General features: G+C 28.0%; 11 protein-coding genes and 2 pseudogenes. All 13 read right to left on the bottom strand.

Features of this window, described 5'->3' with window-relative positions; genetic code table 11:
* Positions 1 to 82: 82 nt before the first annotated feature.
* Positions 83 to 781 (bottom strand): hypothetical protein, encoded by a 699-nt coding sequence (locus J2Z80_RS00990; protein WP_209452685.1) that lies wholly within the window; start codon positions 779 to 781, stop codon positions 83 to 85.
* 8 nt (positions 782 to 789) lie between these two features.
* Positions 790 to 1,200: a protein-export chaperone SecB gene (locus J2Z80_RS00985; protein ID WP_209452684.1), complete on the bottom strand. Its 411-nt coding sequence runs from the start codon at positions 1,198 to 1,200 to the stop codon at positions 790 to 792.
* Positions 1,201 to 1,211: 11 nt separating this feature from the next.
* Positions 1,212 to 1,772, bottom strand: coding sequence for an RAMP superfamily CRISPR-associated protein (locus J2Z80_RS00980; RefSeq protein WP_245301064.1), 561 nt, complete (start codon positions 1,770 to 1,772; stop codon positions 1,212 to 1,214).
* 164 nt (positions 1,773 to 1,936) lie between these two features.
* Positions 1,937 to 2,665: pseudogene (locus J2Z80_RS00975) on the bottom strand (mannose-1-phosphate guanylyltransferase); the annotation flags it as partial.
* Between the two features lie 345 nt (positions 2,666 to 3,010).
* A complete protein-coding gene (locus tag J2Z80_RS00970; protein WP_209452682.1) occupies positions 3,011 to 4,681 on the bottom strand; it encodes an IS1634 family transposase in 1,671 nt (556 codons plus the stop codon).
* A gap of 121 nt (positions 4,682 to 4,802) precedes the next feature.
* The gene (locus J2Z80_RS00965; protein WP_209452681.1) at positions 4,803 to 6,554 is read right to left on the bottom strand and encodes a hypothetical protein; all 1,752 of its coding nucleotides are present in this window, start codon (positions 6,552 to 6,554) and stop codon (positions 4,803 to 4,805) included.
* 110 nt (positions 6,555 to 6,664) lie between these two features.
* Complete coding sequence (locus J2Z80_RS00960) at positions 6,665 to 8,158, bottom strand: DUF4339 domain-containing protein (protein ID WP_209452680.1); 1,494 nt, start codon at positions 8,156 to 8,158, stop codon at positions 6,665 to 6,667.
* Positions 8,159 to 8,393: 235 nt separating this feature from the next.
* Positions 8,394 to 9,227 (bottom strand): annotated as a pseudogene (locus tag J2Z80_RS00955) (mannose-1-phosphate guanylyltransferase); the annotation flags it as partial.
* Positions 9,228 to 9,283: 56 nt separating this feature from the next.
* The gene (locus J2Z80_RS00950; protein ID WP_209452679.1) at positions 9,284 to 9,994 is read right to left on the bottom strand and encodes a hypothetical protein; all 711 of its coding nucleotides are present in this window, start codon (positions 9,992 to 9,994) and stop codon (positions 9,284 to 9,286) included.
* Positions 9,969 to 10,181 (bottom strand): hypothetical protein, encoded by a 213-nt coding sequence (locus J2Z80_RS00945; RefSeq protein ID WP_013788547.1) that lies wholly within the window; start codon positions 10,179 to 10,181, stop codon positions 9,969 to 9,971. The genes J2Z80_RS00950 and J2Z80_RS00945 overlap by 26 nt, the downstream gene beginning before the upstream one ends.
* A gap of 10 nt (positions 10,182 to 10,191) precedes the next feature.
* The gene (locus tag J2Z80_RS00940; protein ID WP_094397784.1) at positions 10,192 to 10,830 is read right to left on the bottom strand and encodes a hypothetical protein; all 639 of its coding nucleotides are present in this window, start codon (positions 10,828 to 10,830) and stop codon (positions 10,192 to 10,194) included.
* A gap of 357 nt (positions 10,831 to 11,187) precedes the next feature.
* Positions 11,188 to 11,358 carry a cupin domain-containing protein gene (locus J2Z80_RS15360; protein ID WP_432422697.1) on the bottom strand — a complete coding sequence of 57 codons (171 nt, stop codon included), beginning with the start codon at positions 11,356 to 11,358 and terminating at the stop codon, positions 11,188 to 11,190.
* 109 nt (positions 11,359 to 11,467) lie between these two features.
* A complete protein-coding gene (locus J2Z80_RS00935) occupies positions 11,468 to 13,339 on the bottom strand; it encodes a polysaccharide biosynthesis protein (RefSeq protein WP_209452678.1) in 1,872 nt (623 codons plus the stop codon).
* Between the last annotated feature and the right edge of the window lie 77 nt (positions 13,340 to 13,416).

The following is a 13,416-nucleotide window of genomic DNA, read 5'->3' as shown; positions in this document are numbered from 1 at the left end:
CTACTATTATTCTCTTTATCTTTTCTTATCAGTTATATTTTTTCAAATTGATTTCTGTAGAAATTTTTGATTCAGACATTTGTTAAATCGAAATTTTATCATATAATTCCCTACCGCCAATTATATTTATAAATCCATAATTATTTCTTCCCAAAATATTTTTAAAAATAGCAATCTCTCTTCTAAATGTGATAATATAAAAAAAGCTGCAAGAATTTTGTTTAAAACAATTATATACTTCTTTTATAAAATCTAACTTTTTCCGACTTCTTTCTGAAATTTCTTCACTTATAAATGTTTTAATATCTGTCTTACATTCAATAAACTCTCCATCACTTTTATCAATACAGATATATTCTTTGGTTATATGTTCAACAAAATCTTTATTAAAAAATACTATATCAAAATCAAAGTTACTTATTTTTTTCTCATTATAGAAAATTACAGTTCTACACGTATAATCATAATTTCCCCCTTCTAATTTAAAAGGCCCTAATTTTTGAACTATATATTCTAATAAATTACCTCTTATATCATAGCATAGAAAGTCATTACACAATTTCAAAAAAATTTCACTATCATATTCACTAATAACCATTGCATCTACATATCTTTGAATTAATTTTTTTATGTGTTTTTCGGTTAAATTACGTTTTTCATCAATTATAATTTTTGTAAATATATTTAGGAATTTTTTATCTGATAATAAAAAATCACCAAGCTTTTTAATTATATGATCTGCCTGGTAATCTATCTTTCTATTTATAATTTTATACCCCATAATTTCACCTAAACTATTTTATATGTACTTAAAATTAATGGTGGTAACCCCATTCTAACAGTCATAGAAGAAATCAGTTCACGACCATATGGCCAAACATTTAAAGGTAAATTTATTTTCACAAATTTATCTATCAATTCTTTATCAATATTTGAAGCATTCTCTAAATGATAAGTAGCTATGAACTCGGCATTTATCTCTAATATTTCTATATCCTCTTTAACTCCCTTTACATTAAAACTTGCTTTACAATCGAAATTATCTCCTCGTAATTCATCTAATTCAAAATTATGATTAAAATTAACATTTATTCCCTGTAGTAATTTCTTATGATCACTCGTTCTTATACAATTTAATTTAGATAAGTAAATATTAACCAATTCTATATTTTTTATCATTTCTTTATAATTATCTTCCATTTTGTTCACCCTTATGCAGCATAGCTGCCTTCACTATCATCACAATTTAACATCTTCATTTGTTTGCTCTCAGTTATATATGTATCAATATAATTTTCAAATTGTTTTTTATACAAATTCTCAATAAACATAATTACATCATCAGGTATGTCTTTGTACCATCCCAATAAATCATTATAGAATACAATATCTTTTTTATAATTTTTAAATATTTCATATTCCTCTTTATAATTCAAAAATATCTTTTTCAATCTTTGTATTGAATCATAATCTAAAAAATTTAGATAGAAATAGTTACTAACTTTATCTTTCTTATCTTTCAGCGACTTCTTGGTTTTGCAATATTCTTCATACAACCATACATAATTATTTTCTTTTATCGCTTTTATATCGTTATTTAAATTATCCAATAGCCAATTAAAAAAGTCTTTAATATCATCATTAATACTGCGTTGTTCATAATTAAGTAAATAACTACGCAACATTCCTTTCAAAGTTGATCCAGGAATAAACTTATTTCCATTATAATCAGTATATCCATAATCTGTAATATAAAATTCTAAATTGAACATATTTTCACCTTCTTCTATAACAAAACATAATTGTTCCTTAACCACCATGTTATCATACTTCCCTTTCTAAGTCTATAGTGCCTTATAATAATTATTTCCCATATAATGTATTCATATACCTATGAACTTATGAAAGGGAAAGATTAATCGAATAATTTTGGCCTTTATAAATACTCACTCTTTTTCTCTCTAAGCTCCTTCAATACTTCTTTCACATTCTGCGCCTTATCTTTTGAGCATATTAAAAGTGCATCTTCTGTGTCTACGATTATTACATCTTCTATGCCTAGTGTAGCGATGAGTTTATCGCTTCCTGTTATGATGCATTTCTTTGTGTCTACGCTTACTACATTGCCTTTTATGACGTTGCCGTTGTCGTCTTTTTCGTACAATCTCTCTATTGATGTCCAGCTTCCTACATCATCCCAACCGAAGTCTCCTGGTACTACATACACATTCTTGGCTTTTTCCATTATGCCGTAATCTATCGATATGCTTTCAAGTTTTGAATATTCCTCATATAAGATTTTTTCTATCTCATCTGAATCAAAGTGTTCTCTTATGACATTTAATGCACTGTATAATTGTGGCATATATTCTTTTATCGCATTTAGTATTGTTGATGTCTTCCATATGAACATGCCGCTATTCCATAGATAGTCTCCACTCTCGACATATTTCACTGCTGTATCATAATCCGGCTTTTCTACGAATCTTTCTACTTTATGTACAGGATTGTTGTTTATTATTTCATGTGTTATCTTTTTAAAGTTTATATATCCGTATCCTGTCTCTGGATGCTGCCGCTTTATACCTATTGTGACAAGATTGTTGCCTGCTTTTGCTTTTTCTATTGCTGTTTTCAATACTCCTAAATAGGTTTCTTCATCTTCCCAATGCAATATACATTACCATTATAAATTTAATTTTAGAATATTGTAATATCCTTGTAACCAAAATGCATAATTTGCAATGGCAACACCAGATACTTCAAATTTATCAAAATAATATTTCGCTTTAATTTTGTCCCCCAATCCTAAAAAGTAGTAAGCTAATCTAAGATTAAATTCATTTGCTTTAGGATGATTTTTTATCCTGACTTTTGCAGTAAAAAAGGATAAAAAATGCCCATAAGTCCTTTAAAATAAAGGCTTCTGGGCTTTTTGTTTTTGTCAAAGATTCATGGTGATATCAGAACTTTTTTGTCTGTGCTAAAGATTTTTTTATTTCCCCAAGACTCATGTTTTTTTTCTAAAATCAATGTTTAACTCTTTACCAGTATCTTCAAGAACATTGTTACAAAAATCAAATAAATAATAATTCTCTTTGATATAACTGCAGCATGCCTTACCAAGACTTTCAAGTATTTCTGTTACCGAATATTTGCCTTTCAGTCTATATTCTAATACCCTTACAATTACAAGTGCTATAAAGCATATCAAAAAGTGAGCATCAATATGCTCTTTTAGCGACAAATAAACAGGCCTACTTTCAAAATCACTTTTCGTTACTTTGAAAGATTCTTCTATCTTCCAAAGTCCACGATACATGTCAATTATTTTTTCAGGTGTCTCTTTGTATTCACTGGTTACTATAGCATAATAACCATCAAATTTTTCTTCTTCACGTAATTTTTCTTCGTTAAAATCCAAATGCTGACGCACACTTTCGGATATTTCTCCTGTATTGGCATCAAAAACAAGATTCTTTACATATTTAGCTGCACCATATGATATAGATCTATTATACTTCCCAGGATTTTTAATCAAGTCCATTGCTTTAGCTATTGAAGCAGCACGATCCATCCTGGCTTTTGCCGCATATTCAGGACTATAAAAAATAACTTGTTTCTCATCTACCACCTTTTTTATTTTTTTGCCATTCGTTGCAGTTACTTGAATTTCCCTAGGGTAAAGTCTTGATTTGATTTTGAAACCATTGCCCTTATTAATATATCCGCTTTCATCAAGAACATAATCCTGAAAATCTTTGTCAGCACTACGAATAGAATAACTTAACACATAGCCGTTCTTAGCTGATAGAATATACCAGATATTATCACCAGTAGTTAATCCTCTATCTGCTACAATAATTATTCTACCTAAAGAATATTCTCGTTGGATCCTACTTAAAGCTGGAATCAAAGTAGTTTTATCAGGTACATTACCAGGAAAAAGCTTATATGTAATGGGGATGCCATTGGTATCCATAAATAATCCCATCTGTACAATCGGATCCGGCCTGTGCTCTTTAGAAACTCCCTTTTTACGCAATTCATCCTGCTCATCAATCTCAAAGTAATAGTTAGTAACATCATAGTAAACCAAATCTGTATTACGATCATACAAAGACTTAATGCGCTCATGAATCCAAAGTTGTAAAGCATCACTATGCTTATTGAAAAAAGTAAGACATCTATAAACATCATCCAAAGAAAAATCAAATTTCTCAAAGAATATATCTTTATTCTCATAAGTCTTTTTCTTTGAAGCAGGATACAATAAGCGTGAGAATACAAGAAGTTTCATGATAGCATTAGCATCAAATTCTTCTTTTGAGTGACGTTGTCTGTTTTTTAGAAATTTATCTATTTCAAGCTCGTGATAAATTTTACTAAAAGCAGCATAGCCAAAGTTTTTACGATTAACAGAGTTGGAAGGTATCAACTCATTTTTAGCAATGGTAAACGTAAGATTAGCATTTTCAGATAATCTCTCTTCTTCTAACTTTTTCGCTTCGCGAGTAAAAAATTCAATAGGATTCTCATACTTTTTTTCCAATTCATCAAGGTAACCAAGAGATTTAATAGTTACAGATCTTGTAGTTTTGGTATTTTTATCCCAATAATTATGAACAATAGATAAATATGTACGGCCAGTTTTTTTATTTGTAGCTTTTCTAAGATACATAGTAGTATTGCTCCCCCTTCAATACTAATTATAACACAATAATCCAAAAAAATCCATATAAAAATGACAAAATTTTAAAATAAATTTACCCGGAATCATCAGTAAAATTAATGGTTCCGGGTTACGCTACATAAAATTTTGCTGCAAAACTAGGGAATGCATAATTTGCAATGGCAACACCAGATACTTCAAATTTATCAAAATAATATTTCGCTTTAATTTTGTCCCCCAATCCTAAAAAGTAGTAAGCTAATCTAAGATTAAATTCATTTGCTTTAGGATGATTTTTTATTTTAGGCACATTATCCTCAGCTAATTTTAAATGTTCTATTATCTTATTAAGCGGTTCATTATGTTCTTCGACATATCTACAGGCATAAAAACATTCATCCACAATATTCAGATCCATTTCTATCATATCTATGAACATCCCATTGTTCCCATATATATCCTTTATATCTATCATATTTTTGTATATCTTATTAAAATCATATGTTTTATTATAATATTTTATCAAGAACGTTTTTTCTGTTTCGAGTTTACATCTTTCATTAACTTCATAATCTTTTAAACTATCAATATAGTTCTCTATATCTGACAAAGCCAAATCCCTCATATAAATAAAAATCTTTTGGTATAATGGATAAAATTTTTGATAATAACTGTAATTTATTACTCCTTTTAAGACTTGTATAATTTCTTTAAAACAAAAATATTTATCCGGCATTTTTATTGAAAAATAACATTCAATATTCTTATTTATTTCTTCCAATACATTATCAAGATCTATGTTAGCATTAAACATAAACCTCAGGGCATTTACATCAAAACAAAGTCTTTTTATACCATCTATTTTATCCCTTAATTTAAAATAACCATCTACTACATTTTTTCTTAAACTATTAAAATCTAATTTCTGACTATCCAATTCTATAATAAAATTATATAACTCAATTAAGTCATTTAATATATTAATATCAATAAATTCTTGATATTCTTCAAAATACTCATTTACCTTATCATATTCACCTTGTAATAAATATGAATGAATTAGATTTTGATAAGATACATGTAAAAGTTGCTTATTCTTTTGTTTCTTTGCTAACTCTACACTTTTTCCATAATAATAAATTGTATCTATATCATTTCCTTCTATACGCCTTATACGTCCAAAGTTATTATAAACTAAAAATTTAATGTTAATTTCACTATCATCACCTGGAATATTGTTTAGTGCTTTTTGCAAATATTTAGATGCAGTATCAATATTACCTGCATTTTCAAATATTATAGATTTTAACATTAGGTATATGGGGTCTTTTTCTTCTTTTACTGTTTCTAATAGCTCATCTGCTTTGCTTATATTCCCTAAATAGATTAGAGTGAATGCTTTATTTTGATACAATTTTTTCATTTCATTTTTAAATAGTTTTCTTTCATCTATACTATTATATATTTCATAGGCTTTCTTAAAATCATTACGTTCAATAAAATATCTAGCTTGTAGTGTTTTATATTTATATATTTCAGTGAAATCAATAAAATAAATAGGCATCTTGGAAAATAAATCATCTCTATTCCAACTCAAACCTTGTTCAATAACACTTTCTATTTCATTTAATTTCATTCTTGATAGCCCTATTGGACCATTGACCGCTTTATAAGCAATAAAAGCATACAAAAATATAAGGCTAAAAAGTATTATCATTACAGTTCTGTTTTGACTTGTTATCCATCCAAATACATAAAAATAAATGAGCAAAAAAATAAATATAATGCCAACTATCAATCTATTAAATATTCTTGGATGTCTAAATCTCTCTTTTGAAAACAATTCGATAATTAAGCTGATTATATTTAAGTAATCACTCATCATATTGCCCCTTTAAATCCACTAAAATAAATCAACAAGTAATACCAATCAACCTATCTCAACAGATATCAGTGTATTAAGCCTAAAATTTCTTGTTTTATTGAATCTCATTAATGTGGCATGCTCAAATCGCCGGGTTTAAAAGAATCTTCTATATATTCAACAAAATTATTATAGTAATCAGCTTGTTCTTTCGGATATATAAAAATAAAAGTGTTAATACTTCCATTGCCAATAAAGCTTTTTTTGTAGTGGATGAAACTACTATCTTCCCAAGATATTACATACCAGTCATCACCTAATGCTTTATATTTTATTTCTCCACCTATATTCTTTAAATCATTGATGTAATATGTTTCTAAATCTTTTTGGTATATATTATTTTCTCCATATACTTTTAAAGTTGTATTATCACCTGTTACAAACTGTAGTCCACTACCATCAACCGATAAATTTTTTTGGCTAAAATAATCTGGATACTCTATATAAAATCCATATTTGGAATTAGTATATGGTTTAAAATAGATTTCATCAGTACCATAAGGTTGCTGTTCTCCATTTGCCACATTATCTCCACTATTTTCTTTATTAGTAGTCGTATTATCAATATTGTTATTTGCAACATTAGTATTCGCTGCATTATCATTTGTGTTGTTTTGAGCAGCCGTAATATCACTATTTGTATTAAACATTTCTTTTATAAGATTCAAATATAATAATGCACTTTGCGGTTCACCATCGATTTCCATAGCATTAAAACTATAAGTATTATTATGGGTATTTACTTTATATTGCAACAAAATTTTTGCAGGCTTTCCATTATAGTTAATTATTCCTTCTACATTTACGTATTTACTATTATCACTGTCTACAAAAGATGTCCACTTTGCATCTTTTATATATCCGTCAATTGCTTCACCTAAAGTTTTCAATGGATATCCATCTATATGACTATTTTTAACAGAATTAATCAGAATCGAATCACCATATCCTAAATTTAGTATGCTATTACTTAATATCGTAGATGGAGAAAAAGTTATTAATGCAAATGTAATGCACCATATTATAGCATAAGATTTTGATTGATTCAAAAGCTTTGCTCTTTTAAATAAATAAATCGGTACAAACCAAAAGGAACCTAATTTATTAGTGTTATACCCTGCTTCTTGTAATCTTTTTTTATCAGCCGAAACAAAAATACAATTTAATATATACGTAATATGCCATAATCTATCTATACTTTTATTTAAAATAAAAGATAATGCATTTTCAATTACAATTCCAACTATAGGTATAAAAGCTAGCCACCAAACGTAGGAATTATTGACTTCACTTCCTAAGACCGGTGGTACATTATTAGTGATTGTTGCAAATGCCGTAAGAGATAATTTTGTCCAATTTTTAAAACCTTTGCGCCATACTAACGAGTTTGAATCCAATCTGCCATTTTTAACATGCTGATAAATTTCTTTTGCAGAAACAGGGCCAATTCTTTTACTATTATGAACATAATACCAATTTGCATTTCTGTCTTCAATCGGTAAATTTTCTAATTCTGATTTTTGAAATTCATTACGATAATACATACTATTTTGTGAGTTCATTTAGTCATACCTCCAATGCAAGCCAAATCACACAATAATAAATTATTATTAAAGCCCCTTTCAGGGTTAATGTTTTACCTACCTTTACCACGAAAGGGACTTTTGATAATTTTATAAATGTTGTAGATTACTTAATATTTTGAACTACTAAACTGCCTCACTTTTACTTAATCCTATTATTTGATTAAGTATTTCTTTTTCAACTTCTCTATTTTTGTCTCCTACTGAACTTTTTTTACAAATACTCGCTTTTTTTCTCTTTTAGCTCCTTCAATACTGCTTTCACATTTAGTGCTTTATCCTTCGAGCATATTAAAAGTGCGTCTTCTGTGTCTACGATTATTACATCTTCTATGCCTAGTGTAGCAATGAGTTTATCGCTTCCTGTTATGATGCATTTCTTTGTGTCTACGCTTACGACATTGCCTTTTATGACATTGCCGTTCTCGTCTTTTTCGTATAATCTCTCTATTGATGTCCAGCTTCCTACATCATCCCAGCCGAAGTCTCCCGGCACTACATACACATTCTTGGCTTTTTCCATTATGCCGTAATCTATCGATATGCTTTCAAGTTTTGAATATTCCTCGTATAAGATTTTTTCTATCTCATCTGAATCAAAGTTTTCCTTTATAACATTTAATGCACTGTATAATTGTGGCATATATTCTTTTATCGCATTTAGTATTGTTGATGTCTTCCATATGAACATGCCGCTGTTCCATAGATAGTCTCCGCTTTCAACATATTTTATCGCCGTTTCATAATTCGGCTTTTCTACAAATTTCTCAACTTTATGTACAGGACTGTTGTTTAATATCTTATGTGTTATCTTTTTGAAATTTATGTATTCATATCCAGTTTCTGATTGAGAAAATCTTACTCCTATTGTGACTAGACTATCATTTATAATTGCTTTTTCTATCACGTTTTTTAATATTTGGGTCTTTATCTGTTATCGTATCATCAGATAGAACAACAACCATGGGAGAATTTTCATCGAGTCTCTTTGCATTTAGCCCGATACATGCTGTAATATTTTGCCCACAGGCTTTATCAACATATTTTCTGGTTATAAAACTAAACCTCAATTAATATAATATAAATTCAATCATGTAATATTTTTTACTCATCTTTCACTTTACCAATTAAATTCTCATTTAAATATTCTTTGTAAAATTTACATGTTGTATTAAAATCTATTAAATTATTATTTGTTCCAATTAACATTTTGGGATTAGATGTATAAATATTAATACCTCTGACATTAGCATATTGCATATCATTAGTTAGAATTGAATTGATTTTATATGCCAAAGCATTTGCAATAATCGTAGCATCATTTGAATCAATAGAAGCGTTCAATAATAATTGATTCTCTAAATTTATGATTTCTAAAGATGTTAATTGTTCCAAATATAAAAAATATGGTGATTGTTCTATAGTAGATATTATTATATTACTTAAATTATTGCTTTCTTCCTTTAAATAGTCATATTTAGAATATATATCTTTCCATTTAAAATTCGATAAATTCTCTTCTTTAGCCTTTCTCTTTGAAACCAGTTTTTGACTTAATGTACGGATCTCACAAATATTTGTATGTGTATATGTAATAATAGTATCATTACTGGCTGCCTTATCAAAAAAACTATAATATTGATTTTGTAATAAATTGTTAATATTACTATTTTCTATTATACCATCTTTTATACATGTGGGATAACCAAATGCATACATTATAGCATTTGTATCTGTTGCTATTACATTATCTAATATTATATCATTATTAATATTTAAAACATTAGCTTTATTTAAAGGGCTTATACCTACCATTAGTATACTCCCCCTCTTCTTCTTTTAAAATATTGTTCAACAATACTTTCTCATCTGTAGACAATGCATTCTTCATTTTATCCATAAAAATTTTATGTTTTTGTTGTCTTTCTTTATACGTCATATCATAAAATCCCTTTTTCTTCAATAAACAATAAATTGTATTAGGAAGCTGCTTTTGAGCCATATGACTCACCTCATTTAAAAAATTTGAATCCTTTTTTATATTGATCAATAATTTTTATAAAATCGTTATATACAAAATCAAAAGTTATATCAATAGGATTCTGATAATTAGTATTTGCATCAATAATAGAATATATAAAATCTTTGTCGTTAAAATACGGTTCTATATAATGATTTATTACAAAATTACCTAATTGATAAGATAATCTTAACCCAATGCCATTTAAATTAATATCATTATTTCTAATATTGCTTAAAAATTCGTCTTTTATACAATAACTATATATTTTATTATCTGATTCATTAACTTTACTAACTCCTATTAATTTTATACCATAATTCTTTATCATCACATTTATTCTATTCATTATCTCAAATAAACGTGATAACTGAATTTTAATAGTATTCTTATCTAAAACTATATTTGGCTTATTTAATTGTATTAACTCACTATTATAAACAAATGTATCATTTAAATTTTCTGAATTATAAAGAAGAATACCTGTACCATCTGGCACTAATGAATATCCTGTATATCCATCATTTGAGAAATAATCTCTTATATAATTAACTTCGTCAGTTTTTAATATTTTATTATCCTTAACTATTGAAAAACCTATGGTTTCCTGAAATAAATTTAATTTATCCATTTTCATTACCTCTCTCATTAATTTATACTTAATATATTCGATAGTAGATTTAAAAATCCTTTTATTATACATAAGAAATTTTTCAATAATACTATATTCCCATTTGTTATAGCAACCAGCAAATCCACGTAAATTTTATACAATGAAACATATATATATAAAGTATCTTCGGAAGTTAGATTTAAATCATTCTATAAAGCATGCAATATCCCTACGACACCACTAATATCTATATTGAAAAAATAAGTTATCAGCAGCTCATTATTATAAAAATTGTTATTTGATATATCTTACATTACAAAATATTTCGATATGTTTGTTAAAAATATAAACCAGAAATTCATCCAGAATTTATGTTTATAAATACTCCACTTTTCCCCTTTCTAATTCCTTCAATATATCTTTCACATTCTGCACCTTGTCTTTAGAGCAAATTAAAAATGCATTTTCTATGTATAGAATTATAACATTTTCTATGCAAAATGGTTGCAATGAGTCTTTCACTCCTCGCCTATCAATGCAAAACATCATCTTACATATATTTTACTTTATAATACTTAATCATCTCTGTTAAGTCTTCATCTAAACTAAACCTCAGCTTCCCGATAAGCATATTCTACATTCGAAAAAAAATTTTTTACTTGCTATTTATTGTTGTAGCACTAACTTCATCAATTGCATCAAATTCAGGTGAGTTATATTCTGGTACAATTGATTTTATAAATTCTTTTAGCTCATATGTATCCATATCATCTATTTTTGACTTGTATTTTTCTAATGTTAAAACTAAGCCATCATAGTCATTAAATCCTGGCTTTTCTATAAAAATTTTGTCATGTTTTGTTGACGTATATTTGTCATCTGTCATAAGCAGTTCTTCAAATAATTTTTCACCAGGTCTTAGTCCAGTAATCTTAATAGGAATATCTACATCTGGCTCAAAACCGGATAAGCGTATCAAATCTCTTGCAAGATCTATAATCTTTACAGGCTCTCCCATATCAAGTACAAATATCTCTCCACCATTTGCCATAGCACCAGCTTGTATAACAAGCTGTACTGCTTCTGGTATTGTCATAAAATATCTTTTTACATCTTCATGTGTAACTGTTACAGGTCCACCTTCTGCTATTTGTTTTTTAAACAATGGTATTACGCTGCCATTACTGCCTAAAACATTACCGAACCTAACCGCAACAAATTCTGTTTCACTCACCTTATCAAATGATTGAATTATCATCTCACAAATCCTCTTAGTTGCACCCATTACGCTTGTAGGATTAACAGCTTTATCTGTCGAAATCATGACAAAGCGCTTAACACCATATGCATTTGCACATCTTACAAGATTTAATGTTCCATAAACATTGTTTTTAACAGCTTCATGTGGACTATCTTCCATCAATGGAACGTGTTTATGTGCAGCAGCGTGAAAAACAATTTCAGGTTTATATTCTTTAAATATGATATTTAACTTTTTCTCATCTCTTATGCTAGCTACAAGACATGTCATTCTTAGATCTGGATATTTTCTTAATAATTCCTGTTGTATTTCATACATATTGTTTTCATATATATCAAGAATTATAAGATGGGATGGATTGAACTTCGCTATTTGCCTGCATAATTCTGAACCTATCGATCCACCTCCACCCGTTACCATTACCTTCTTATCTTTTATATAACTGCTTATTTCGTCTAAATCTATCTTTATTGGATCTCTTCCTAATAAGTCATTTATATCCACATCCCGTAACTGATTAACAGATACTTTGCCATTTACTAGTTCATATATTCCTGGAAGAGTTTTTACTTTCATATGTAATTCACTTAGACTATCAATTACTTTTCTCAATACCGTCCTTGACGCAGAAGGAATCGCATATATCACTTCATCAATTTCATTTTCCTTGACTGCTTTAACTATATCATCGAGTGTACCTACAATAGGGACACCTTCCATACTCCTATATATCTTTGATCTATCATCGTCAAGAATAGCTACGGGCTTTAATCCTATTTCAGGGTGTGCTCTTAATTCTCTTATTAACATTTGCCCAGCACTTCCAGCACCTATAATAAGCGTATTTCTAAATACTATATTTTTTATTTTTACTTTAGAATTGCTCATTATATATCTATAAAACAACCTGCTGGAAATAATCAATATAATATTTAAAAGCCAGCTTAATGGGTAAATAGACCTTGGCAAATGTATCTGCAATAAAAATAATATAAGCGATGATCCAGCACTTCCTATTGTTATAACAACCATCAAGTCTATCAAATCTTTTAAATTAACATACCGCCATATCTTATGGTACTGCTTAAAAAATATAAATGTAACTATGTTTGCTAATGTAAAAATTATAAATGATTGCTTATATAATGTAAAGTAAGGCTCTACTATACGATAATCAAATCTTAAGAAAAAGGCCATAAAAAAAGCAATATTGATCAACAATACATCTATAAGGATAAGTAGATACTTTCTTATATTCTTTTCCATAATAATGTCCTTTCTTTTTCAAATATTTTAAAAGCTAATTTTGATAACTATATTTCTATAGCATATATTCTACATAA

Source organism: Thermoanaerobacterium butyriciformans (assembly GCF_017874545.1).
GTDB lineage: Bacteria > Bacillota > Thermoanaerobacteria > Thermoanaerobacterales > Thermoanaerobacteraceae > Thermoanaerobacterium > Thermoanaerobacterium butyriciformans.
The sequence above is the reverse complement of the archived record's forward strand: the minus strand, read 5'-3'. Positions and strand labels throughout refer to the sequence as shown.

Bases quoted from the DNA above. Each gene is read 5' to 3' on its own strand.
- J2Z80_RS00990 (WP_209452685.1), bottom strand. From the start codon at position 781: ATGGGGTATAAAATTATAAATAGAAAGATAGATTACCAGGCAGATCAT.
- J2Z80_RS00985 (WP_209452684.1), bottom strand. From the start codon at position 1,200: ATGGAAGATAATTATAAAGAAATGATAAAAAATATAGAATTGGTTAAT.
- J2Z80_RS00980 (WP_245301064.1), bottom strand. From the start codon at position 1,772: ATGTTCAATTTAGAATTTTATATTACAGATTATGGATATACTGATTAT.
- J2Z80_RS00970 (WP_209452682.1), bottom strand. From the start codon at position 4,681: ATGTATCTTAGAAAAGCTACAAATAAAAAAACTGGCCGTACATATTTA.
- J2Z80_RS00965 (WP_209452681.1), bottom strand. From the start codon at position 6,554: ATGAGTGATTACTTAAATATAATCAGCTTAATTATCGAATTGTTTTCA.
- J2Z80_RS00960 (WP_209452680.1), bottom strand. From the start codon at position 8,158: ATGAACTCACAAAATAGTATGTATTATCGTAATGAATTTCAAAAATCA.
- J2Z80_RS00950 (WP_209452679.1), bottom strand. From the start codon at position 9,994: ATGGTAGGTATAAGCCCTTTAAATAAAGCTAATGTTTTAAATATTAAT.
- J2Z80_RS00945 (WP_013788547.1), bottom strand. From the start codon at position 10,181: ATGGCTCAAAAGCAGCTTCCTAATACAATTTATTGTTTATTGAAGAAA.
- J2Z80_RS00940 (WP_094397784.1), bottom strand. From the start codon at position 10,830: ATGGATAAATTAAATTTATTTCAGGAAACCATAGGTTTTTCAATAGTT.
- J2Z80_RS15360 (WP_432422697.1), bottom strand. From the start codon at position 11,358: ATGTTTTGCATTGATAGGCGAGGAGTGAAAGACTCATTGCAACCATTT.
- J2Z80_RS00935 (WP_209452678.1), bottom strand. From the start codon at position 13,339: ATGGAAAAGAATATAAGAAAGTATCTACTTATCCTTATAGATGTATTG.